Source organism: Streptomyces sp. NBC_00457, assembly GCF_036014015.1.
In the GTDB taxonomy this organism is placed as follows: domain Bacteria; phylum Actinomycetota; class Actinomycetes; order Streptomycetales; family Streptomycetaceae; genus Streptomyces.
This window is the reverse complement of sequence record NZ_CP107905.1, coordinates 2,172,222-2,195,333: the sequence shown is the minus strand read 5'-3', so window position 1 is coordinate 2,195,333 and position 23,112 is coordinate 2,172,222. Positions and strand designations below refer to the sequence as shown.

Below are 23,112 nucleotides of genomic sequence, written 5' to 3'. Positions count from 1 at the left end.
ATGCGCTTCCGCCACCCCGACGGCTCCACCGTCCACCTCGCCTACTGCACCAACGTCCACCCCGCCGAAACCCTCGACGGAGTCCTCGCGCAACTCCGCGACCACTGCGAACCCGTGCGCCGGCGCCTCGGCCGCGACCGCCTCGGCATCGGCCTCTGGCTCGCCAAGGACGCCGCCCACGCCCTCGTCACCGACCCGTCCGCCCTGCGCGGACTGCGCACCGAACTCGACCGCCGCGGCCTCGAAGTCGTCACCCTCAACGGCTTCCCCTATGAAGGATTCGGTGCCGAAGAGGTCAAATACCGCGTCTACAAGCCGGACTGGGCCGACCCGGAGCGTCTCGACCACACCTTCGCCCTGGCCCGCGTCCTCGCCGCGCTGCTCCCCGACGACGTCACCGAGGGCACCATCTCCACGCTGCCCCTGGCCTGGCGCACCGCCGCCACCGAGGAGCGCGCCGCGACATCCCACACCGCCCTGCTCGCGCTCGCCGAACGCCTCGACGCCCTCCACGAGTTGACCGGCCGGTCCATCCGCATCGGCCTGGAACCGGAACCCGGCTGCGTCGTCGAGACCACCGCCGACGCCCTCGCCCCGCTGACCGCGATCGCGCACGACCGCATCGGCATCTGCGTCGACACCTGCCACCTCGCCACCTCCTTCGAAGACCCGCACACCGCCCTGGACGCGCTCACCGAGGCCCGCGTCCCCGTCGTCAAGTCCCAGCTCTCCGCCGCCCTGCACGCCGAACACCCCCATCTCCCCGAAGTCCGTACGGCCCTCGCCGCCTTCGACGAACCCCGCTTCCTGCACCAGACCCGCACGGCCACCGCCGCCGGCCTGCGCGGCACCGACGACCTCGGCGAAGCCCTCAACGGCGACTCCCTCCCCGACGCCGCTCCCTGGCGCGCCCACTTCCACGTCCCGCTGCACGCGGCCCCCGCCGCGCCCCTCACCTCCACGCTCCCCGTGCTCAAGTCCGTGCTGACCCGCCTGGTGGGCGGCCCGCACCCGCTCACCAGCCACCTCGAGGTCGAGACGTACACCTGGCAGGCCCTCCCGCCCGAGCTGCGGCCCCGCGGCCGGGCCCAGCTCGCCGACGGCATCGCCGCCGAACTCGCCCTCGCCCGCGATCTGTTGACGGACCTCGGCCTGAAGGAACTGCCATGACCCGATCCGAAGGGCCCACTCCTCTCCTCGTCCTCGACGTCGTCGGTCTCACCCCCCGCCTGCTGGACCACATGCCCCACCTCAAGACGCTCGCCCAGTCCGGCTCCCGAGCACCGCTCGGCACCGTCCTGCCGGCCGTCACCTGTGCCGCCCAGTCCACGTTCCTCACCGGCACCCATCCGTCCGAGCACGGCATCGTCGGCAACGGCTGGTACTTCCGCGAACTCGGCGACGTCCTGCTGTGGCGGCAGCACAACGGCCTGGTCGCCGGGGACAAGCTCTGGGACGCCGCCCGCCGCGCGCATCCCGGCTACACGGTCGCCAATATCTGCTGGTGGTACGCCATGGGCGCCGACACCGACATCACCGTCACCCCCCGTCCGGTCTACTACGCCGACGGCCGCAAGGAACCCGACTGCTACACGCGGCCCCCGGCCCTGCACGACGAACTCACCGAGAAACTCGGCATTTTCCCCCTCTTCCACTTCTGGGGACCCGGCGCGGACCTGGTCTCCAGCCGCTGGATCATCGACGCGACCCGCCACATCATGCGCACCAGGCACCCCGACCTGACGCTCTGCTACCTCCCTCACCTCGACTACGACCTGCAGCGCTTCGGCCCCGACGACCCACGCTCCCTCAAGGCGGCCGGCGACCTGGACGCGGCCCTGGCCCCGCTCCTGGCCGACGCCCGCGCCGAAGGCCGTACGGTCGTCGCCCTGTCCGAGTACGGCATCACCCGCGTGAGCCGCCCGGTCGACATCAACCGCGCACTGCGCCGCGCCGGCCTGCTCGAAGTCCACACGCAGGACGGCATGGAGTACCTCGACCCGATGGCCTCACGGGCCTTCGCGGTCGCGGACCACCAGATCGCCCATGTCTACGTACGCCGACCCGAAGACCTGGAGGCCGTCCGGCAGGCGCTGCACGATCTGCCCGGCATCGAGCAACTCCTCGACGACGAGGGCAAGAAGGCCCACCATCTCGACCATCCGCGCTCCGGCGAGCTGGTCGCCGTGGCGGAGCCGGACGCCTGGTTCACGTACTACTACTGGCTCGACGACGACCGCGCGCCCGACTTCGCGCAGCTGGTCGAGATCCACCGCAAACCCGGCTACGACCCGGTCGAGCTGTTCATGGACCCGCTCGACCCCTATGTGAAGGTCAAGGCGGCCACCGCCCTGGCCCGCAAGAAGCTCGGCATGCGTTACCGCATGGCGGTCGTGCCCCTGGATCCCTCACCTATTCGCGGCAGCCACGGCCGCCTCCCGGCGAGCGACGACGACGGTCCGCTCTTCATCTGCTCCACCCCCCGCGCTGTCGGTGACCGCGTCGCGGCCACCGATGTGAAGTCCCTGCTGCTCCAACTAGCCGGTCTCACCTGAGGGGTGAACCCCTCAGGTCCGACTGGTCACAAGTGAAGCACTCACCACTGACAACGCCCTCCCACCACGAGGAGTTCCAGATGAGCCGCACACCCCGCACCGCCAGATCCAGCAAGGCGCAGGACCCCGAACTGGCCCACCGCCTCAGCAGGCGAGGCATGCTCGGCGTGGCCGCCGGCGCCACCGCCGCCGCCCTGCTCGGCGCCGCCTCCACTCCGGCCGTCGCCGCGACCGACGCGACAGCCGGCGCCCAGGGCCGCGGCCGTCCCGTCCTGCCCCCCGGCCGCCTGGGCATCCAGCTCTACAGCCTCCGCGACAAGGTCTCCACGCTCGGTTTCGCCGCAGTCTTCGCCGAACTGGAGAAGTACGGCTACGACGAGGTCGAGTTCGCCGGTTACACCCAGGGTTCGGCGGGCCCGATCACGCTCGCCCAGCTCAAGCGGCTGGCGAGGAACCACGGTCTGAACCCGATCGGCAGCCACGTCGGCTACTACTCCAGCGACCCGAACGCCTACACCTTCGCGCAGAACCTCACCAAGGTCCTCGACGACGCCCAGGCCCTCGGTCTCAAGCACATCGGCACCGCGTCGAACCCGTTCCGCTACGGCTCGACCGTGGACGCCTGGAAGCGCGCCGCCGAGGAGTTCAACACCTACGGCGCGGCGGCGAGGGCGCGCGGCATGAAGTTCTACCAGCACAACCACTCCGAGGAGTTCTCCTTCGCCACCGACAAGCCGAACGTCCGCCTCTACGACGTGCTGCTCGCCGAGACCGACCCGAAACTCGTGTACCTGGAGATGGACATCTTCTGGGCGTACTCGGGCCAGTTCCGCTTCTCCAAGCGGGTCGACGGCACGCCCGCCCCCTTCGAGCCCCTCGACTACGTACTCAAGCAGCCGGACCGCTACCCGCTGTTCCATGTGAAGGACGGCGAGAGCGACCCGTCGAACCAGTACGGCTACCGCATGACCGACGTCGGTGACGGCGACATCGACTACCAGCGGTTCATCTCCGGCGTCACGCGCCTGAAGGGCCACCGCCTGGCCCACCACTGGCAGGCCGAACACGACAACCCGACCGAGTCCTTCACGTTCGCCCGCCGGTCCAGTGCGCACCTGCACTCACTGCGTGAGAAGTGCTGACCGGCACACTCACTCACGAGGAGGCCCCTCCCGAGCTCCGCGGGAGGGGCCTCCTCGTGCTCACGCCATCTCCTCGCCGAGCGGGTGCGGGTTCGGAGTGATGCGACTCTTGTCGCGCCCTGGTGGGCTCAGGAACAGTGCCACGCAGCCGGCGAAGAGCGAGATGGAGCCGGCCAGGATGAAGGCACCGGAGTGTCCCCAGGCACTGACGACCACGGCACCCATACCGGCGCCCAGACCGGAGACGAGCTTGGCGCTGTAGACCATGCCGTAGTTGGACGCGTTGTTGTTCTCACCGAAGTAGTCCGCGGTGAGCGCGGCGAACATGGGGAAGATGGCGCCGCCGCCGAAGCCGGAGATCGAGGAGAAGACCAGGAACAGCGGAAGGTTCTTCATGTCGGCCGACCAGAGGATGCCGTACTGGGACAGGCCGAGGATGACGCAGACGGCGAGCAGGCACCGCTTGCGGCCGTAGAGGTCGGAGAGCCAGCCGATGACGCCGCGGCCGGTACCGTTGACGATCGCCTTGAGGGACATGGCGGTGGCTACGATGCCGCCCGCGAATCCGGCTTCCTCGCCGATGTCCACCTGGAAGGCGATACCGAAGATGTTCACGCCGGACGTGCACGCCAGACAGAACCACATCAGGGCCACCCGGCCGGTCTTCCATGCCTCCTTGGGGGTGTACTGCTTGACGGCCGGTGGGTTCATGCGCAGCGAGCGGGCCGCGCGCGGGTCCTTCGGCGGGTTGAGCGGGTCGATCGTCGCGGGCCACCAGTTCTTCGGCGGGTCCTTGAAGAAGTAGCCGGAGCACGCGACCATCCCGGCCAGGAACACACCCACCGAGACCAGCACCCAGCGGAAGTTGGTCAGGTCCATATAGCCGTTGAAGAGGAAGACGAAGGGCACCGAGCCATAGGCGAAACCGCCGTTGACGAACCCGGTCTTGCCGCCCTTCCGCTCCGGATACCACTTGCCCACCATGTTGACGCAGGTGGCGTACACCATGCCGGCGCCCATACCGCTGAACATGCTGAAGCCGATATAGGCGACGATCACGTGTGGCGCGAAGGCCAGTGACAGATAACCCATCAACGTGCCCGTCGCGCCGAGCATCATCGCCCAGCGGGCCGGCAGTTTGCCGCTCTCACGCAGTTTTCCCGCGGGGAAGGCCACCGCGGCCTGGAAGAAGACCCAGACGGTCATCATCCAGAAGATGTGCATGCTGTTCCAATGGTGCGCGGTGTGCAGGGTGTCCTCGGCGGACGCGAACGCGTACTCGGCGGAGGAGATGCCCATCATGCCGATCCAGGGCAGGATCACCATCCACTTGCGTTTGCGACCCATGATGTCGATGTCGGACTCGCCGATGCGGTAGACGCGTCCGTTCTTGTCGGTCACCTCCCGATAGGCGGTGACCCGTGAAACGTCGGTGGTAGTCACAGTTGGTTGCACCCCTAGCGTCGAAAGTTCTGGCCAGCGCCCCCTGTCCAATGCCTTTCGTGCGCGCGCGGGTCCCGGGGCCGGCCGACGCGCACCGTCGGCCGGCCCCTGCTCCCTCACCTCATGAACCGCCCCCCAACAGGCCGGCCGTACGCGCCCACCGGGCGGTGTTTCGCCCGGGGGACAACCCCCGGACCCCCGGCCGATGCCGTACTCGACCGCCCATCACAAGACCCCTGCCGCACGCGCCCACCGGTACTTCGCGCCGAGCACGGCCACCGGCTTCTCGGTCGTGTACGGGTACGCCACGACCCCGCGCTCGTACAGGTACTGGCAGGCCTCCTCGACCTCGACGTCACCCGCGAGCGACGCGACGACGGGCTTGTGAATGCCGCGCTCCCGGAACTCGGCCACCACGCGCGCGGTGAGCTCGGCGAAGACCATCGGGGGAGTGACGATGGTGTGCCAGTAGCCCAGGACCAGCGCGTGGATGCGCGGGTCCTCCAGCCCGAGACGGATCGTCGCCTCGTACGTCGACGGCGGCTCGCCGCCGGTGATGTCCACCGGGTTGCCCGCGGCCCCGAAGGGCGGGATGAACTTCCGGAAGGCCTCGTCCAGGTCCGGCGGGATCTCCATCAGGGACAGCCCGTTGTCGGTCACCGCGTCCGACAGCAGCACACCGCTGCCGCCGGCCCCGGTGATGATCACGATGTTGTCGCCCTGGGGAGCGGGGAGCACCGGCAACCCGCGCGCGTACTCCAGCATTTCGTTGAGCCCGGGCGCCCGGATGACACCGGCCTGCTTCAGGATGTCGTCGTACACGGCGTCGTCGCCCGCGAGCGCCCCGGTGTGCGAACCGGCCGCCTTCGCGCCCGCCGCCGTACGCCCCGCCTTGAGGACCACGACCGGCTTCTTCGGTACGGTCGCCTGCGCGGCCCGCACGAAGGCGCGTCCGTCCTTGAGGTCCTCCAGGTGCATCGCGATGCACTCGGTGTGCGGGTCCTCGCCGAACCACGTCAGCAGGTCGTCCTCGTCCAGGTCGGACTTGTTGCCGAGGCCGACGATCGCCGACACACCTGTCTTCGTGGTGCGCGCGAAGCCCAGGATGGCCATCCCGATGCCGCCGGACTGCGAGGTCAGCGCCACCCCGCCCTTGACGTCGTACGGCGTGCAGAACGTGGCGCACAGGTCCTGCCAGGTCGAGTAGTAGCCGTAGATGTTCGGCCCGAGCAGCCGGACGCCGTGCCGCTCGGCGATCGCCACGATCTCGGCCTGGAGTGCGTGCTCGCCGGTCTCCGCGAAGCCGGAGGGGATGAGGACGGCGTTGGGGATCTTCTTGCGTCCCACCTCCTCCAGCGCCGAGGCCACGAACTTGGCGGGAATCGCGAAGACCGCCACATCCACCTCACCGGGAACGTCCGTGACACTCTTGTACGCCTTGCGGCCCAGAATGTCATCGGCCTTGGGATTCACCGGATGGATCTCCCCGGCGAAGCCGCCGTCGATGAGGTTGCGCATCACCGAGTTGCCGATCTTGCCCTGCTCGTTGGAGGCGCCGATCACGGCGACCGACGAGGGCTGCATCAGGCGGCGCATGGACGTGAGGATCTCGTCGCGCGTGTACGTCCGCCGGGGCGTCGGCTGCGACTCGGCGAGGATGACCCGGATGTCCGCGGCGACCGCGCCCTCGGGGGTGGCGATCACCGGGTTGAGGTCCACCTCGGCGATCTCCGGGAAGTCCGCGACCAGTTGGGACACCCGGCGGATCTGCTCGGCGACCGCCCACCGGTCCACGGCCGGCGCCCCGCGCACACCGCGCAGGATCTCGGCCGCGCGGATCGAGTCCAGCATGGACAGCGCCTCGTCCGCGTCGACCGGCGCGAGGCGGAAGGTGACGTCCTTGAGGACCTCGACGAGAACACCGCCGAGCCCGAAGGCGACGACCTTGCCGAAGGTCGGGTCGGTCACCGCGCCGACGATGACCTCCTGACCCTGGGGGAGGAGTTCCTGGACCTGTACACCCTCGATGCGCGCGTCGGCGGCGTAGGCGCGCGCATTCTCGATGATCTTGTGGAAGGCGGTCCGTACGTCGCCGGCGCCCTCGACGCCGACGATCACACCGCCGGCGTCGGTCTTGTGCAGGATGTCCGGGGAGACGATCTTCATCACGACGGGCCCGCCGAAGCGCGCCGCGTACGACACCGCCTCCTCGACGTCCGCCGCCAACTCCTCGCCGGGTACGGCGATCCCGTACGCGTCGGCGATCACCTTGCCCTCGGGTGCGGTCAGCGCCGTGCGTCCCTCGGCCCGCACGGCGTCGAGGAGCGTGCGCACCCTCAGGAGGCGGTCTTCGGCCATCACGTCAGATCACTCCGTTCGACTTGAGCAGGCGCAGTTCCTCGTCGCCGAGGCCGAGCTCGCCGATGTAGACCTGTTCGTTGTGCTCGCCGAGCAGCGGTGAACTGCTCACCTCGACGGGCGAGTCGGAGAGCTTGAGCGGGCTGCCGACGGTGACGAACTCGCCCCGCTCGGGGTGCGGCACCGTCACGACCATCTCGTTGGCGACCAGCGACCGGTCCTCGATGATCTCCCTGGTGGACAGGATCGGACCGCACGGGATGTTGTGCGCGTTGAGTTTCTCCAGCACCTCCCACTTGGGAAGCGTCGAGGACCACTCCTCGATCAGCTGGAACATCTTGTTGAGCTTGGGCAGCCGGGCCTCGGGGCTCGACCACTCGGGGTCGTCGGCCAGTTCGGGCAGGCCGATGAGCTCGGTGATCGGCTTCCAGCCGACGGGCTGCACGATCACGTACACGTAGTCGTTCGGGCCGCCCGGCGCGCACTTGACCGCCCAGCCGGGCTGACCGCCGCCGGACGCGTTTCCGGACCTGGGAACCTCGTCGCCGAAGTCGTCGTTGGGATATTCAGCGAGGGGCCCTTGTGTCAGGCGTTGCTGATCCCTCAGCTTCACCCGGCACAGATTGAGTACAGCGTGCTGCATGGCCACGTTGACCCGCTGACCACGCCCGGTGTTCTCCCGCTGGAAAAGCGCCGCGAGAATCCCCGCCACGGCGTGCACGCCCGTTCCCGAGTCACCGATCTGGGCCCCCGTCGCCAGCGGCGGCCCGTCCTCGAAACCGGTGGTCGACATCGACCCGCCCATCGCCTGCGCGACGACCTCGTAGGCCTTGAAGTTGGTGTACGGCCCGTCCCCGAACCCCTTGATGGAGGCATAGACGATCCGCGGATTGATCTCCTGGATGCGGTCCCAGGTGAAGCCCATACGGTCGACCGCGCCCGGCCCGAAGTTCTCGACCATGACGTCCGAGCGCCGGATCAGCTCGGTGAGGATCTCCTTGCCGCGCTCGGTCTTGGTGTTGAGGGTGATGCTCCGCTTGTTGCAGTTGAGCATCGTGAAGTAGAGGGAGTCGACGTCCGGGAGGTCGCGCAGCTGCTTGCGCGTGATGTCACCGGTCGGCGCCTCCAGCTTGACCACGTCCGCACCGAGCCAGGCGAGCAGCTGGGTGGCGGAGGGCCCGGACTGGACGTGCGTCATGTCGAGGACGCGGATGCCTTCGAGAGCCTTGGTCATGCCGAGGTCACCTCACTTGTACATCGTCTGGTTCATGGTTCCGGGGGCGTACGCGTCCGGGTCGACCCAGACGTTGATCAGCGACGGCTTGCCCGACTCGCGGGCGCGCCGCAGTGCCGGGCCGATGTCGGCGGGGTCGCGGACCTCCTCGCCGTAACCGCCCAGCATCTGGGCGAACTTGTCGTAGTGGACGTCGCCGAGGGTGTTGCCGATCCGCTCGCGGTCCTTGCCGTACTTGGCGGCCTGGCCGTAACGGATCTGGTTCATGGAGGAGTTGTTGCCGACGATGCCGACGAACGGGAGGTCGTAACGGACGAGGGTCTCGAAGTCCCAGCCGGTGAGGGAGAAGGCGCCGTCACCGAAGAGGGCCACCACTTCCTTGTCGGGCCGCGCCTGCTTGGCGGCGAGCACGAAGGGGACACCGACGCCGAGCGTGCCCAGGGGCCCCGGGTCCATCCAGTGCCCGGGTGACTTGGGCTGCACGACCTGCCCGGAGAAGGTGACGATGTCGCCGCCGTCGCCGATGTAGATGGAGTCCTCGGTGAGGAAGTCGTTGATCTCGCTGACCAGCCGGTACGGGTGGATCGGCGAGGCGTCCGACTTCAGGTTCGGCAGCCGCTTCTCGAGGGCCGTCTGCTCGGCGGCGCGCAGCTCGTCGAGCCACTCCTTGCGCTTCGACGCGCCCCCGTTCAGGCGTCCCGAGGCGGCCTCGGTCACCGACTTCAGGACGAGGCCCGCGTCGCCGACGATCCCGAGGTCGATGTCGCGGTTCTTGCCGACGGTCCGGTAGTCGAGGTCGATCTGCACGACGGTCGCGTCCGGTGACAGCCGCTTGCCGTAGCCCATGCGGAAGTCGAAGGGCGTGCCGACGATGACGATGACGTCGGCGCCGGAGAAGGCGTACCGGCGGGAGAGCTGGAAGTGGTGCGGGTCGCCGGGCGGCAGGGTGCCGCGGCCGGCGCCGTTCATGTACGCCGGGATGTTCAGCGTGCGGACCAGCTCGATGGCCGCTTCGGTGCCGCGGGTCGTCCACACCTGGCTGCCGAGCAGGATGGCCGGTTTCTCGGCGTGCACGAGCAGGTCGGCGAGCTTCTCGATCGCCTCGGGATCGCCGGCCGAGCGGGTGGAGGCGCGGTAGGCCCCGGGCTTCGGGACGCGGGCCTTCTCGACGGGCACCTTGGCGTCGAGCACGTCGCGCGGGATCTCCAGGAAGGAGGGGCCGGGCGCGCCGTGGTAGCACTCGCGGAAGGCCATGGAGACCATGTCCGCCGCCCGTGCGGTGTCCGGCACGGCCGCAGCGAACTTGGTGATCGGCGTCATCATGTCGACGTGCGGGAGGTCCTGGAGGGACCCCATCTTGTGCTGGGTGAGGGCCCCCTGGCCGCCGATCAGCAGCATCGGGGACTCCGCGCGGAAGGCGTTGGCGACACCGGTCACGGCGTCGGTCGTTCCGGGACCGGCGGTGACCACCGCGCAGCCGGGCTTGCCGGTGATGCGTGCGTAGCCGTCGGCGGCGTGGGCGGCGACCTGCTCGTGACGGACGTCGACGACCTCGATGCCCTCGTCGACGCAGCCGTCGTAGATGTCGATGATGTGGCCGCCGCACAAGGTGTAGATGCGGTCGACCCCCTCGGCCTTCAGGGCTTTGGCGACGAGGTGACCGCCGGAGATGACGTCCTGAGTGTCGTCGGGCATGGCGAAGTCCTGTCCCTTCATAGGGGGTTGGAGCGCTCTCGTCGTACATTGCATACAGTCGACGAATACTGTATGAAGCTTGTTATCCCGCATCCGGTGGGTGGTGTCCAGGGGGCGTGCGGCACTTTTGAGTCAGGAGCCGGAATGGACCTGTACGAGCACCAGGCAAGGGAACTCTTCGAGGAACACGGCATCTTGGTGCCCCGGGCCGAGGTCACCGCCTCGTCCAAGGAGGCGCGCGAGATCGCCCGCAGGCTCGGCGGCCGGGTCGTCGTCAAGGCGCAGGTGAAGACGGGCGGACGCGGCAAGGCCGGAGGCGTCAAGCTCGCCGCGGACCCGGCCGCCGCCGAGATCACGGCACGCCAGATCCTCGGCATGGACATCAAAGGCCACACGGTCGGCACGGTGATGCTGGCCCAGCCCGTGGACATCGAGACCGAGTTCTACGTCTCCTACGTCCTCGACCGTGCGGCGGGCCGCTTCCTCGCGATCGCTTCCGCCGAGGGCGGCATGGAGATCGAGGAGGTCGCCGCCACCCGGCCCGAGGCCGTGGCGCGTGTCCCGGTCGACCCGGCCGAGGGCGTCACCTCGGCGAAGGCCGCGCAGATCGCCGAGGCGGCCGGACTGCCGCCGCAGACCGTCGATGTTCTCGTACGGCTGTGGCAGGTGCTGGTCCGGGAGGACGCGGTCCTCGTCGAGGTCAACCCCCTCGTGCGCACCGAACAGGGCCAGATCCTGGCGCTCGACGGCAAGGTCACCCTCGACGACAACGCCCGCTTCCGACAGGCACGTTGGGGCGACCAGCACGCCGCGCATGACGATCCCCTGGAAGCCGCGGCCGCCGCCAAGGGCCTCAACTACGTCAAGCTGGACGGTGAGGTCGGCATCATCGGCAACGGCGCGGGCCTGGTGATGTCGACGCTCGACGTGGTCGCCGGCTGCGGAGCCCGCCCCGCCAACTTCCTCGACATCGGCGGCGGAGCATCCGCCCAGATCATGGCCGACGGGCTGTCCGTGATCCTCTCCGACCCGGCCGTGAAGTCGGTCTTCGTCAACGTCTTCGGCGGGATCACCGCCTGCGACGCGGTCGCCGACGGCATCGTGCAGGCCCTGGACGCCGTGCAGTTGACCAAGCCGCTGGTCGTCCGGCTCGACGGCAACAACGCCGTACGCGGGCGCGCGATCCTCGACGAGCGCGCGCACCCCCTGGTCCAGCAGGCCACCACCATGGACGGCGCCGCGGCAAAGGCCGCCCAACTCGCCCACGCAGCCTGAGGAGACGGAACATGGCGATCTACCTCACCAAGGAGAGCAAGGTCCTCGTCCAGGGCATGACGGGCGCCGAGGGCATGAAGCACACCCGGCGCATGCTCGCGGCCGGCACCGACGTCGTCGCCGGCGTCAACCCGCGCAAGGCGGGCCGCACCGTCGACTTCGACGACCGGGCCGTCCCCGTCTTCGGCTCGGTGCGCGAGGGCATGGACGCGACCGGCGCCGACGTCACCGTCGTCTTCGTGCCGCCTGCGTTCGCCAAGGCGGCCGTCATCGAGGCCGCCGACGCCGGGATCGGCCTCGCGGTCGTCATCACCGAGGGCATCCCCGTCCACGACTCGGTCGCCTTCACCGCGTACGCGAAGGCACGCGGCACGCGCGTCGTCGGCCCCAACTGCCCCGGTCTGATCACCCCCGGCCAGTCCAACGCGGGCATCATCCCGGCCGACATCACCAAACCGGGCCGCATCGGCCTGGTCTCCAAGTCCGGCACGCTCACCTACCAACTCATGTACGAACTCCGCGACATCGGCTTCTCGACCTGCGTGGGCATCGGCGGCGACCCGGTGATCGGGACGACCCACATCGACTGCCTCGCCGCCTTCGAGGACGACCCCGACACCGAAGTGATCGTCCTCATCGGGGAGATCGGCGGCGACGCGGAGGAACGCGCGGCCGCGTACATCCGCGAGCACGTCACCAAGCCGGTCGTCGGCTACATCGCCGGCTTCACGGCACCCGAGGGCAAGACCATGGGGCACGCGGGCGCGATCGTGTCCGGGTCTTCGGGTACGGCGGCGGCGAAGAGGGAGGCCCTGGAGGCGGCGGGCGTCGGGGTGGGAAGCACGCCGACCGAGACGGCGCAACAGGTACTCGCCGTACTGGGCGAGCCGAGGTGATGTCACTCATAGTTGACAGCGGGTGACTTTCAGGAGTTATCGCGCCTCGCCGGCGTCCACCGCAGCCATTCACCTACCGCCCCCGACTGTGCACCGAGAGCGGAGCAACCCATGGCAACCACCCTCACCCTCAAATCAGGCACCTCCTGGACCGACGCCTGGCAGCGCTGCCTGAGCGTCGCCCCCGAGGCCTTCCGGGACGACCGTGTCCTCAACCTCTGGAACTCCTCCTGGCAGGCGGACGGCCGGACCCTGCCCGCCACCAGCCCCATCGACGGCAGCCCGATCGCCGGCCCGCCACGCCTGGACCGCACCACCGCCCACCAGGCCGTACGCGCCTCACTCGACCAGCACCGCGCCTGGCGCCACCTCCCCCTGGACGAGCGGCGCGCCCGCGTCGCCGCCACCCTCGACGCCCTCACCGCCCACCGCGAACTGCTCGCCCTCCTCCTCGTCTGGGAGATCGGCAAGCCCTGGCGGCTCGCGCAGGCGGACGTCGACCGGGCGATCGACGGGGTGCGCTGGTACGTAGACGGCATCGAGCCGATGATCGAGAGCCGGGCCCCGCTGGACGGCCCGGTGTCCAACATCGCGAGCTGGAACTACCCGATGAGCGTGCTCGTTCACGCAGTACTGGTACAGGCCCTGGCAGGCAACGCGGTCATCGCCAAGACCCCGACCGACGGCGGTGTCGCCTGTCTGACCCTGGCCTGTGCGCTGGCCGCCCGCGAAGGGATTCCCGTCACCCTCGTCAGCGGCAGCGGAGGCGAGCTGTCCGAGGCGCTGGTGCGGGCGCCCGAGGTCGGCTGCGTCTCCTTCGTCGGCGGCCGGGACACCGGCGCCGCGGTGGCCACCGCCGTCGCCGACCTCGGCAAGCGACACGTACTCGAACAGGAAGGACTCAACACCTGGGGCATCTGGAACTACACGGACTGGGACGCACTCACGGCCCTCGTCCCCAAGCTCTTCGACTACGGCAAGCAGCGCTGCACGGCATACCCGCGCTTCGTCGTCCAGCGCGAGCTGTTCGACGAGTTCCTGGCGGCGTACCTCCCGGCGGTCCGTACGCTGCGGATCGGCCACCCGCTCGCGGTCGAGCAGCGGGACGACCTGTACCCGCAGCTGGACTTCGGGCCGCTGATCAACGCGGCGAAGGCCAAGGAACTCCAGGACCAGGTCGCCGAGGCCATCGACCGCGGCGCCGTACCACTGCACCGAGGCAAGCTGTCCGACGCACGCTTCCTGCCCGGCCAGGACACGTCCGCGTACGTCCACCCGGTCACGCTCCTCAACCCGCCCCCGTCCTCCCCGCTGCACCACGCGGAACCGTTCGGCCCGGTCGACACCATCGTCCTGGTCGACACGGAGGCGGAGCTGCTGGCCGCGATGAACGCCTCGAACGGCGCGCTGGTGGCCACGCTGTCCACGGACGACCGGGCGACCTTCGACCGGCTCGCCCCCCAGATCCGCGCGTTCAAGGTCGGCCACGGCACACCCCGCTCCCGCGGCGACCGTGACGAGCTCTTCGGCGGCTTCGGCGCGTCCTGGCGGGGCGCGTTCGTCGGCGGCGAGCTGCTGGTGCGCGCGGTGACGCAGGGGCCGACGGGGGAGCGGCTGCCCGGGAACTTCCCGGAGTACCAGCTCATGCCGTGACCGATCGACCACCCGCGGTGAGAGGCCCGGCAGGGGTGCGCGCCCGCCCTCCGGCCGGGTCTCCCGCCGCTGATATGCAGGTGAAGGGCACTACGAAACCTTGGTATTGTTGTCCATGTCGCCGCGGGGAACACCCCCGTCAAGGCGGCAGACACCTAGTCCGGGTGGCGGAATGGCAGACGCGCTAGCTTGAGGTGCTAGTGCCCTTTATCGGGCGTGGGGGTTCAAGTCCCCCCTCGGACACAGACCGTATCCCCAACTTGTGCGGGTCGAGCTGAGCCTCGGCCCGGACGAGCTGTTTTCCGGGCTCGTAGGTGAGCTTGATCCCAAGGTTCTGGTAGACGTCTGCCTTGTCCTGTGGTTCGGCGTCGGCGAGCACGTCGCGGATACTGCCGAGTGATGTGATCATCGCGTGGATGTCCTCCTTGCTGAGTCGGTGCTCGCCGGTGGGCCTGCGAGTCCGGGCGAGGGCTTGGGCGCGGCGGGCTTGGGCCTCGGCGGTCCACTGGGCGATGAGTTTCGGGTCGGTGCCTGCTTCGAGGGCTTCTCGGTAGCGGGCGATCTTCGCGTCGCATTCGGCGATCACGTGTAGGGCGTCCTCGGCCTCCGGCGCGGGGTCTGGCTGGGCCGCGTGCATGCGGGTGATGGTGTCGTGGAGGCGGTGCGGGGCGAAGGCTCGTGCGAGCCAGGTGTCGAGCGGGGGGATCAGGTCTCGTTCGGCGAGGTAGACGTTGCGCGGGTGGGAGACCTTGTTGGCGAGTGCGTATTCGTTGGGGAAGCGGCAGCGGTAGTACAGGACGTCGCGGCTGCGCTGGCCCTGCATGCGTCGCCCGCAGATCCCGCAGTGCAGCAGCCCGCGCAGGACGTACGGGTGGCTGGTGTGCTGCCGCTCGCGGGTCGTACGGCCGGCGCCCTTGCCGGCCAACAGGCCCTGGGCGTGCGCGAAGGTCTCGGTGTCGATCAGCGGCGGGTGCGCTTGGTCGGTGGACCAGATCCAGGCGTCGGGCTGGTTCCAGCGCAGGCGGGTCTCGTGTCCGAGGGCCACGTTGTCGACGTCCAGGAGGATTTCTTCCTTGTGCTGCTTGTTCCAGACCTGCCGTCCGGTGTAGCGGGGGTTGGACAGGATCGCGCGGACGGCTCCCTTGGACCAGGCGACGCCGCAGCGGTGCCGGTTGCGCGCGGGGTCGTGCGCGGACGGGCTCGGGATGCCGTCGCGGGTGAGGGACTCGGCGATGGCGAACAGTCCGCGACCGGAGCAGTAGTCGCGGAAGATGCGCTGGACGATGTGCGCGGTGGCGGGGTCCGGTTCCAGTCGGTGGAGTCGCTTGCCGTCGGCAGCTTTGGCCGGGTTGGGATGGGGTCCGACGTCGGCGAGGCGGTAGCCGTAGGGCGGTCTTCCGCCCAGGTAGCGTCCTTCGATCTTGGCCCGGGCGGCCATGGCGGCGCGGACCCGGATCTTGATCCGGTTGCGTTCCCCCTTGCTCATGCCGCCGAAGACCGACATCACCAGGTCGTGGGCTTCGGATTCCGGATCGATCGGGCCGCCGACTTCGGGCACCCACAGCTGCACTCCGTAGTGCACGAAGAGCGGGAAGGTCAGTCCGTACTGGTTGCCGTAGAAGGCCCGTTGCGGTTCGCCGATGACCACCGCGTCGAAGCCGCGGTCCGGTTGCTTCAGTGCTTCGAGCAACGCTGCTGCTCGGGGCCGACGTTGCCAGGGGATGGCGCGGGACTGGCCAACGTCGAAGTACTCGGCAACGATGACGCCGTGCGGCTCGATCAGTGCTTGGGCGCGGGTGAGCTGCCAGTTGCGTGAGGCTTCCGGGTCTTGCTGGTCTTCTGTCGAGACCCGGCCGGCGAAGGCGAACGCTGTGGGCACGCCGCTGTCCTCTCGGTGGGCGACGGATGGTTGTCCCTTGCTGGTTCGGGGCGGCTGGCGTCCGTTGTGCGGCGGTGAGCCTTGCGCAGGAGACGCAGCAGGGCCGTAGCGGCAAGCGGAGTGAGCACCGGTGCCTCGTCGGGCACCATGAGTGTCAGCCCGGAGTAGGCCTTGCCGTCCTCCGGGGCGAGCTCCTCCTCTGCAGAGGAGGGCGTGCTCCCATCCCGAGGACGCAGGGACGACGTCGTATTTGGTTGCTGAGCGGGCCCAGCCATCAGCTGTCCCCAGAAGCTGGTAGCGCTTCCCGGCCGATCCCGCTACTCCACACGAGGGTACCACCGAGGAAATTGAGGCATCGCCTTAATTTATTAGGTAGTACCTGGAGTCTTGGTGTGGCAGCGGTCTTACGGGCTGGGCGGCCCCGGGTAGTGGCCGGGATGGGAGAGACTTGGCCCGGCGGGCGCACAGGTCGCGTCGCAATGGGAGTGCTGCGGAGCGGGAGGCGTGGGCTGGTGGACATCCGGTGGAGGCTGCGGAGGGCGGCGGCTGACCGCGAGGTGTGGACTGGCGCGCAGCTGCGCCGCCTTCTGGCCGAGAAGGCGGGGCTGGAGCTGTCGTCGGCGTCCGTCTCGGCGCTGATGACCAAGCAGCCGACCCAGGTGAAACTGGAGACGCTCCTGGCTTTGTGCACGGCGCTGCAGTGCACACCGAACGACCTGTTCGAGGTCGACACGACACCGGTGACGGGCCCCGACAATCGCACGGCGAGCGGGCCGACGGCTGACCAGTGAGCGGCGGCATCCGCAGGAAGGCTAAGCGGATCGGATACGCCGAACCAATGCGGGTGGCCGGGGACAGTCGTCCCTTCGGTGGGTCGGAGTCCGGACTCCGACCCACCGAGCAGTCCGACCACACCATGCTGAGAGTCGGTCCTCCGCCCCCGGGCGTCGGAGCCGGGTCGGATCAAAGCGCCGAGGTACGCCGTCGGACTGGCCGCAGGACCGGACCGGGGCCGACCGCGAGTCGGCTCGGCAGCAGCACGCACTGGCGTGAACGTCGAAACCTGCTTGCGTGGGCAGTTGTGTGTCGACCCCGGTGATCCTCGCAACGTCATGTCCGCTCCCTCGCGAGCGCGCAGAAGTTCCTGGCACTGCAAAAGGCCGGAAAATGAGGCCGTTTTGGTCACGCGCTTTCGTAAAGCTTCGTTCCTGTGCCGAACTGTGTCCGATTCACGCTGGTGAGGGCGGTGCGCATCCCGCTTAGTGTCTCGTGGCGCAGCCCTGGCTCGGCGACACTGCGGGGAAGGCCGGCTACTAAAGAGTTACTAGATCACGACTAAAAGGCCAGGCCACAGGCCCTACGCTCGTTGCTGACGCACCGCTGGCTCGCTTGGCGCCCGCGCGGCGACGTAGTGCTCTCGGTCCTGTCTCTGACGGTCTCTCTGATCGAGCCGACCTCGGACTTCGGCCGACCCACGGCAGCCGGGCGTGCCAGTTCTCCTTCGAACCACCGACCGGACTCACACCTCGGCGAGTCCGTGGACCGGTCGGCTCCCGGACTCAGACCCGTCCCATCGTTGGTCTGGCCGCAGGGCACGGACCGGTATCCGACTGGCATTCAGACGACCGACCACCGGGGTCGTTCGGCGGACATCGAAAGCAAATTGTTGTGATCGCTCGTGGCCGAAAACGGCGCGTTTCCCGGCCTTCTGAAGGTGAGGGCGGAGCCTGGCCTCCACCGGAACAGGCCGCCTCAGCCCGGAGCGCCAACTACCGCCGAGGAGGAACATGGTCCCCGAACGCCCACCGCAGCGAGCCCTGCGCGGCCACAGGCCGCACCGCCCCACGCCCCGGACCGCCGCCACCGGAGACCACCTGGCTCGGCTCGCCTCCCACCTCACCCCGCGCGACCGCTGGCTGGCCCGGATGCTCCACGAACACCACGTCCTGACTACGCACCAGATCGCCGCGCTGGCCTGGTCCTCGCGGCGCGCGGCCAACCTGCGCCTGCTTCAGCTGTACAAGTGGCGCGTCGTCGACCGGTTCCAGCCCTTCGTCACCTCCGGCAGCGCCCCCATGCACTACGTCCTCGACATCGCCGGCGCCGCCGCCCTCGCCCATGAGCACGGCCTCGACGTCCGCGACCTGAACTACCGCCACGACCGCGCCCTCGGCATCGCCCATTCACTGCGCCTGGCCCACACTATTGGCGTCAACTCCTTCTTCACCGCGCTGGTGGCCCGCGGCCGCCGCCCGCACGCGCCCGGCCATCTGACCGCCTGGTGGTCCGAAACTCGCTGCGCGCAGCTCTTCGGCGACCTCGTCCGCCCGGACGCCTACGGGCGCTGGCTTGAGGACCACAGTGAATTGGAGTGGTTCCTGGAGTTCGACCGCGGAACCGAACGCCCCGCAAGCCGATTGGCAACCAGAATCACCGGCTACGCCCAACTCGCCACGACCACCGGAATCATCACTCCCGTTCTGGTGTGGCTTCCAACAACCCAACGGGAAGCCAGCGTCCGCCGCGCGCTGGCCGAGACCGTGGGCTCACTGGCCGATCCCTCGCTGGTGCCGTTGGGCACCACCAGCACGGACCTCATCGCCGACGCAGAACGGACCGACCCGGCGATGTCCCGCTGGATGCCTCTCCACAGGCACAAGGTTCCCGGGCGACTGCGGCTCGCAGAACTCCACCGCGTCTGGGAGCACGTGTTGCCGCTACCCGAATCGCCAGCCGTCGGGACGAGGCGTCGGGCTCCCTCCGGCGGACGTCTGCCACCGCCAGACCCGATGCCTCCACCACTACCTCATGCAATAACGGAATGAACAGGAACGATAGGCGAACACAGTCAAAGAGCGAACGACCGAGTTCTTCGTCGTCACTCTGACCACGCGCGCATGCGTCAGTGCCCGGCCTCGCTATTTGTCTGTTTCAGTCGCCTACCGGCTACTGAGTCGCAGGCATCGCTGGAAGTCCACAAGTCCCTCTGGCCTGCACTGATGGCAGCACCGCCCCTACCCATCTAGCAGGGGACCCGGATGGCAGGCAGACGAGCTAGGAGACAGGAAGGCGGATTGGTCAGCGTTGCTCCGGTTGTAGCCAAGTCCTGGGTAGTGGAGCGCGCTTGTTCCGTTGCGCGCTCTGCCGCAGCTACCAACTCTCGGGCCTGCTCGTTGAAGTCGGCGACGAGCCGGTGTGCGACGTAGTGCTGTTGGACAGGGATGTCTGACGCCCAGTTGCACGCCGAGATCACCGCGCTCCTCGAAGCCGACACCGCATCGGCCCGCCGCTGGGCCTGCGACCACCCGGCTGTGACGGCCTCACCCACGGATCACGTGGCCATCACTGTGATCGCCTCCCGCCCCTCAGGACGTGGTTGCAGCGACCCAGTCGGCGGTCTTCACAAGGGCCGGACCAACGCCCGCAGGTGCTCCGGGGAGCTCGTGCCCGGGATCGGGGCGATGTGGGGCGCCAGGTTCAGGAGCCAGTTGAGGGCCGCCGGGGCTGGGAGGGCGCTGGCGTTGAGTGGGCGGTAGGGGACGTACGGGATCTCCATGCGGACGCAGTAGCCGAGGGCCGGATCATTGGGCTCGGCTCTGTTGAGGGGGCTCTGGACGGCCGCGACCACGATCGCCTTCTCGGCTGCTCTGATCTGGTCGTCGCCGACCTTCGAGAGACCGATGTGGCCGATCTTTCCCGCGAGTTGGAGGGCGCGGAGTTCGCCGACCTGGTCTTCGAGGGGGACGGTCGGGTCGACGCGGTGCAGGTAGCAGAGGTCGAGTCGTTCGACGCCGAGGCGGCGGAGGCTCGCTTCGACGGCTGTGCGCAGGTACTCGAGGTGGCCGAGCGGGCGCCAGACATCCGGGGCCGGGCGGGTCAGGCCGACCTTGGTGGCCAGCAGAAGCTCGGGCGGATATGGGTGCAGGGTGTCCCGTCTTCATGGAGCTGCTCCGATGTCACCGAAGCTGATCCGAACCGAGCGGCATGGAGCAGATTCGATGGCACTGTCGTCTGCCATGACGACGTCATGGGTTCTGCCACTGGATGTCAGTGGCCTTGCCGTGAGGCGTGTCAGTAGGGGCCAACGTCGTCGGAGTCCGTGAGGCGGAGGCTGTACCGGACGTCGTCGGCCAGGACGGCGGTGCCGTCCTGGCACGGGCCAGGAGTCCGACGTCGATCAGCCCGGCGAACGGTTGCCTCAAGTCGCCGTGCCTGACATCTCCATGTCGTCCGACATCAATTGGTGCTGAGATTCTTCAAATGCTCGCCGACATAGCCGATCACCAGCAGACCGCTTTTTTCGGTGTCGTCCAGGTAGTGAAGTCGGGCGGCCTTACCCCTGCCCGAGCCGATCCGGATGTGTTCGTTCATCACGGCGCGGCCTCCACCGAGTTCCTCTGGAAGATGGAACGTACGCACCTGCTTCATCTGACGGTTGGTAGAAGCCCCCTGTCCCTCGGCTGGCGCAACATGATGCGCGCCGAGCCAACCGTTGCCGCTCTCGACGTAGCTACGCAGGCTGGCCAGGGTCACCCCCGCAGGTCGACCTTCGGCGCGGGCCTGCGCCTTGGCCTCTCCGTATGCCTGCATAGTCGCGAGAGCCGCAGCCAGACGTCGGCGCACGGCCGGCGCCTCGGCATCATGGTCAAGAGCTGCGGCCTCATCGCGGTCCGCAGTGATCCGCACGAGCGTGCACACTTCACTGGCCTGCTCCAGGACAGTCGTAACTCGGTGAGCCTGGAGCAGTGGGAGGGGGTTCTCGGCCTCGTCACTGGGGGGAGAGCTGCGATGTGCCTGCAACTGCGCGCGAAGAGCATCACGGACCTGAAGCGCCGCTCGACGCTCGCGCTGCGCGTCCTCCAACTGCGCCATCAGCCGCTCCCGTTCCGCAACAACCTCGGCGTACCTTGTCTGCAGATCGGCCTGGGGATGGTTGTAGAGCTCTTGGATCACAGCCTCAATCCGGGTCATGGTCTCGTCCTTGCCGATCACCAGACCGTCGATCTGTCGGTCCCGTTCCTGGCCCCGGGCCCTTACCTGCGCTTTGAGCTCCAGAAACGCGGCTTCCCGCATCTCGTCGCGCTCCTGAAGCTCTTGGATCAAGCGCTGACCTTTCGCGATTACCTCGGTCTGCGTCTGAATGAGTTCGTGCTGCGCACGGCACCTCTCCGCAAGCTGGTCATCCGTGACCTTCTTGCTGAACGTGCTGGGTATCGCCATGCCACCCCCTCTAGGATCGAGGGGCCACATTCTGCCCCGCGAGGTCTCGTGTGCGGGCGGACTTCCTCATACGCCACCATCGATGCCACCGACTTCCCGTGGCAGAACCAATGACGTTCCCGTGACAGACGACATGGCACCGGACCTGCCAACGCTCTCGGCACAGGACTCACGCCATGGCAGGACGGCCGGCACGGAGCAGGATGCGGTGAGACCGAGCACGAGGACGGCCCCAAGGGAGCAGGATCGATGACACTGCCCGCAGCCGTACCGTCCCATCTAATCTGCTCCGCCCAGGTCGCCGGGGCGGGCCCGGCACAGATTCAATGAGACGAGACACAGGGCCTCGTGGATCAGGGTCTCGGCGGTGTGCGGGCCGTAGGCGTCCGCGGCGTCGATGTGCGTGATGCCGTGTGCGTGGACGGCCTCGCGCAGGACGCAGGTTGCTGTGGCCACGTCCTCCGGCCAGCCCCAGATGCCGGGGCCGGTGAGACGCATCGTGCCTAGGCCGAGGCGAGAGACCGGTTTGCCCGCGATCGGGATCAGGCCGCCGGGTGGCGCGGCACTCATGCTGCGCCCGCCATAGTCAGGGCGAGGCGGATCGCGTCGGACCGTGAGGTGTCGTCGTTCGTGACGAGTACGTGGCCGAGCTCCAGGGTGCCGAGGAGCTTGTGGGTGTGGTCGTCGACGAGTTGGCGGAAGTCCGGATCGTGGTCGTGGCCCTGTGCGCCGGTGAGGGGCTCGTCCGTGTCGAGGACCGTGGCAAGCAGGAGGTCGTACGGGGTGGAGAGCGCCGTGACCAGGGTCTGCAGGCGGTTCACGGTCTCGGGTTGGGCCTTCTCGCCCCGGTGTTCCAGGGCCGCCGTGTAGTACGCGAGCGCCGCCGGGGCCGCGCAGTCGGCGAGAACCACCTCGGCGCGTACGGTCGCCGCGAGTTCCTCGGCGACGCCCGCCGTGGTGATCCACTCGGAGGAGAGGGCCGTGTGCTGTGCCATCTTGGGCAGGCCGAGGAACGCGGCGCGCTTGCCGAGGCCGCCGACGCGGAGGGCGGACGTGCTCAGCGCGCGCAGTTCCATCTCGATGCGGCGCATCAGGGTGCTCTTGCCGGTGGCGTACGTGCCGACGATGCCGATGCGGACGGCGGGTGGGGCTGGGGTCACCACAGTGTGGGCTCCTGTTCTGGTTCTGGAGTGCCGGGGAGGCCCGGCGGGACGGCTGCGGCGGTGAGTTCGGGCCAGGTCTCGTACCGGGTGGCCATGGTGAGGAGGAGTGCGGCGGCCGCGTATGCGTCGTACGTTGCGCGGTGGCGCTGGGCAGGTGCCTCGGTCAGGTCGAGGCGTGCGTAGTCGATCAGCGCGTCGAGGGTGTGCGCGGGTGCGTCCGGGTACGTGGCGCGGGCCAGGCGCAGGGTGTCCAGGACTCCGATTGGCTGCCAGTCGGGGAGGTGGCGGGCGAGGACGCGGTAGTCGACGTGGGCGTTGTGGGCGCAGATCCAGGCGTCGGCGAGGAACCCCTGTACCTCGTCGGCGACTTCGGTCCAGGGTGGGCAGGTGGCCAGGCGGTCGTTCGTCAAGCCGTGGACCTTCGTGGCGAACGGGGTGACGGGGACCGGCGGGCGGATCAGCCAGGCGCCGGCCGTGGTCGTGTCCGGGTGGCCGTCGCGGATGGGGAGGGCGGCGAGCTCGACGAGGTCGGGCGGGTTCGCGCCGTTGCCCTCGACGTCGACGACGAGCAGGCGGTCGGGCCAGGCGGTGGGGATCAC

General features: G+C 68.8%; 18 protein-coding genes, 1 tRNA gene and 1 pseudogene. 10 read left to right on the top strand and 10 right to left on the bottom strand.

Annotated features, from left to right (window positions below; genetic code table 11):
- The 3 genes from eboE to OG828_RS10050 all read left to right on the top strand — a co-directional run bounded on the left by eboE (position 1) and on the right by OG828_RS10050 (position 3,697).
- Positions 1–1,170 carry a metabolite traffic protein EboE gene (gene eboE, locus OG828_RS10060; RefSeq protein ID WP_328437585.1) on the top strand — a complete coding sequence of 390 codons (1,170 nt, stop codon included), beginning with the start codon at positions 1–3 and terminating at the stop codon, positions 1,168–1,170.
- Positions 1,167–2,555, top strand: coding sequence for a nucleotide pyrophosphatase/phosphodiesterase family protein (locus OG828_RS10055; protein ID WP_328500888.1), 1,389 nt, complete (start codon positions 1,167–1,169; stop codon positions 2,553–2,555). The genes eboE and OG828_RS10055 overlap by 4 nt, the downstream gene beginning before the upstream one ends.
- Positions 2,556–2,635: 80 nt before the next feature.
- Positions 2,636–3,697, top strand: coding sequence for a sugar phosphate isomerase/epimerase family protein (locus OG828_RS10050; protein WP_328500887.1), 1,062 nt, complete (start codon positions 2,636–2,638; stop codon positions 3,695–3,697).
- Positions 3,698–3,757: 60 nt separating this feature from the next.
- Here OG828_RS10050 and OG828_RS10045 read toward each other — a convergent pair whose 3' ends face one another.
- The 4 genes from OG828_RS10045 to OG828_RS10030 all read right to left on the bottom strand — a co-directional run bounded on the left by OG828_RS10045 (position 3,758) and on the right by OG828_RS10030 (position 10,427).
- Entirely contained in the window at positions 3,758–5,140 is a 1,383-nt protein-coding gene (locus OG828_RS10045; protein ID WP_328352749.1) for an OFA family MFS transporter, read from the bottom strand.
- Positions 5,141–5,365: 225 nt separating this feature from the next.
- Complete coding sequence (locus OG828_RS10040; RefSeq protein ID WP_328500886.1) at positions 5,366–7,498, bottom strand: acetate--CoA ligase family protein; 2,133 nt, start codon at positions 7,496–7,498, stop codon at positions 5,366–5,368.
- A gap of 4 nt (positions 7,499–7,502) precedes the next feature.
- Entirely contained in the window at positions 7,503–8,732 is a 1,230-nt protein-coding gene (gene frc, locus OG828_RS10035) for a formyl-CoA transferase (RefSeq protein WP_328500885.1), read from the bottom strand.
- Positions 8,733–8,744: 12 nt separating this feature from the next.
- Positions 8,745–10,427, bottom strand: coding sequence for a thiamine pyrophosphate-binding protein (locus OG828_RS10030; RefSeq protein WP_328352737.1), 1,683 nt, complete (start codon positions 10,425–10,427; stop codon positions 8,745–8,747).
- Positions 10,428–10,571: 144 nt separating this feature from the next.
- Between OG828_RS10030 and sucC the strand changes: the two genes are divergently transcribed.
- The 5 genes from sucC (at position 10,572) to OG828_RS10005 (ending at position 14,651) form a co-directional block, all read left to right on the top strand.
- Entirely contained in the window at positions 10,572–11,702 is a 1,131-nt protein-coding gene (gene sucC, locus OG828_RS10025) for an ADP-forming succinate--CoA ligase subunit beta (protein ID WP_328500884.1), read from the top strand.
- A gap of 11 nt (positions 11,703–11,713) precedes the next feature.
- Entirely contained in the window at positions 11,714–12,598 is an 885-nt protein-coding gene (gene sucD / locus OG828_RS10020) for a succinate--CoA ligase subunit alpha (protein WP_328500883.1), read from the top strand.
- Between the two features lie 111 nt (positions 12,599–12,709).
- Complete coding sequence (locus OG828_RS10015) at positions 12,710–14,251, top strand: aldehyde dehydrogenase family protein (RefSeq protein WP_328437581.1); 1,542 nt, start codon at positions 12,710–12,712, stop codon at positions 14,249–14,251.
- Positions 14,252–14,409: 158 nt separating this feature from the next.
- Positions 14,410–14,494, top strand: a tRNA-Leu gene (locus OG828_RS10010).
- A gap of 19 nt (positions 14,495–14,513) precedes the next feature.
- Positions 14,514–14,651: a hypothetical protein gene (locus OG828_RS10005; RefSeq protein WP_328500882.1), complete on the top strand. Its 138-nt coding sequence runs from the start codon at positions 14,514–14,516 to the stop codon at positions 14,649–14,651.
- Positions 14,652–15,056: 405 nt separating this feature from the next.
- Here OG828_RS10005 and OG828_RS49495 read toward each other — a convergent pair.
- A pseudogene (locus tag OG828_RS49495) lies at positions 15,057–16,130 on the bottom strand (recombinase family protein); the annotation flags it as partial.
- Between the two features lie 512 nt (positions 16,131–16,642).
- Here OG828_RS49495 and OG828_RS09995 point away from each other — a divergent pair.
- The gene (locus tag OG828_RS09995; RefSeq protein WP_328500880.1) at positions 16,643–16,921 is read left to right on the top strand and encodes a helix-turn-helix domain-containing protein; all 279 of its coding nucleotides are present in this window, start codon (positions 16,643–16,645) and stop codon (positions 16,919–16,921) included.
- 996 nt (positions 16,922–17,917) lie between these two features.
- Complete coding sequence (locus tag OG828_RS09990; protein WP_328500879.1) at positions 17,918–18,955, top strand: replication-relaxation family protein; 1,038 nt, start codon at positions 17,918–17,920, stop codon at positions 18,953–18,955.
- Positions 18,956–19,530: 575 nt separating this feature from the next.
- Here OG828_RS09990 and OG828_RS49490 read toward each other — a convergent pair.
- The 5 genes from OG828_RS49490 to OG828_RS09965 all read right to left on the bottom strand — a co-directional run bounded on the left by OG828_RS49490 (position 19,531) and on the right by OG828_RS09965 (position 23,112).
- Positions 19,531–20,010: an aldo/keto reductase gene (locus OG828_RS49490; RefSeq protein WP_443062497.1), complete on the bottom strand. Its 480-nt coding sequence runs from the start codon at positions 20,008–20,010 to the stop codon at positions 19,531–19,533.
- A gap of 356 nt (positions 20,011–20,366) precedes the next feature.
- On the bottom strand, positions 20,367–21,350 hold the full coding sequence (locus OG828_RS09980; protein WP_328500877.1) for a hypothetical protein: 984 nt from the start codon (positions 21,348–21,350) through the stop codon (positions 20,367–20,369).
- Positions 21,351–21,629: 279 nt separating this feature from the next.
- On the bottom strand, positions 21,630–21,920 hold the full coding sequence (locus tag OG828_RS09975; RefSeq protein WP_328500876.1) for an aldo/keto reductase: 291 nt from the start codon (positions 21,918–21,920) through the stop codon (positions 21,630–21,632).
- The gene (locus tag OG828_RS09970) at positions 21,917–22,510 is read right to left on the bottom strand and encodes a hypothetical protein (RefSeq protein ID WP_328500875.1); all 594 of its coding nucleotides are present in this window, start codon (positions 22,508–22,510) and stop codon (positions 21,917–21,919) included. Before OG828_RS09970 ends, OG828_RS09975 begins: the two co-directional genes overlap by 4 nt.
- A complete protein-coding gene (locus OG828_RS09965; protein WP_328500874.1) occupies positions 22,507–23,112 on the bottom strand; it encodes a 3'-5' exonuclease in 606 nt (201 codons plus the stop codon). The genes OG828_RS09970 and OG828_RS09965 overlap by 4 nt, the downstream gene beginning before the upstream one ends.

Excerpts from the sequence above, each read along its gene's own strand:
- OG828_RS10050 (WP_328500887.1), top strand. The coding sequence starts at position 2,636 with ATGAGCCGCACACCCCGCACCGCCAGATCCAGCAAGGCGCAGGACCCC.
- OG828_RS10030 (WP_328352737.1), bottom strand. The coding sequence starts at position 10,427 with ATGCCCGACGACACTCAGGACGTCATCTCCGGCGGTCACCTCGTCGCC.
- OG828_RS09990 (WP_328500879.1), top strand. The coding sequence starts at position 17,918 with ATGGTCCCCGAACGCCCACCGCAGCGAGCCCTGCGCGGCCACAGGCCG.
- OG828_RS09980 (WP_328500877.1), bottom strand. The coding sequence starts at position 21,350 with ATGGCGATACCCAGCACGTTCAGCAAGAAGGTCACGGATGACCAGCTT.
- OG828_RS10040 (WP_328500886.1), bottom strand. The coding sequence starts at position 7,498 with ATGGCCGAAGACCGCCTCCTGAGGGTGCGCACGCTCCTCGACGCCGTG.
- OG828_RS09975 (WP_328500876.1), bottom strand. The coding sequence starts at position 21,920 with ATGAGTGCCGCGCCACCCGGCGGCCTGATCCCGATCGCGGGCAAACCG.
- eboE (WP_328437585.1), top strand. The coding sequence starts at position 1 with ATGCGCTTCCGCCACCCCGACGGCTCCACCGTCCACCTCGCCTACTGC.
- OG828_RS10015 (WP_328437581.1), top strand. The coding sequence starts at position 12,710 with ATGGCAACCACCCTCACCCTCAAATCAGGCACCTCCTGGACCGACGCC.
- frc (WP_328500885.1), bottom strand. The coding sequence starts at position 8,732 with ATGACCAAGGCTCTCGAAGGCATCCGCGTCCTCGACATGACGCACGTC.
- OG828_RS10055 (WP_328500888.1), top strand. The coding sequence starts at position 1,167 with ATGACCCGATCCGAAGGGCCCACTCCTCTCCTCGTCCTCGACGTCGTC.
- sucD (WP_328500883.1), top strand. The coding sequence starts at position 11,714 with ATGGCGATCTACCTCACCAAGGAGAGCAAGGTCCTCGTCCAGGGCATG.
- sucC (WP_328500884.1), top strand. The coding sequence starts at position 10,572 with ATGGACCTGTACGAGCACCAGGCAAGGGAACTCTTCGAGGAACACGGC.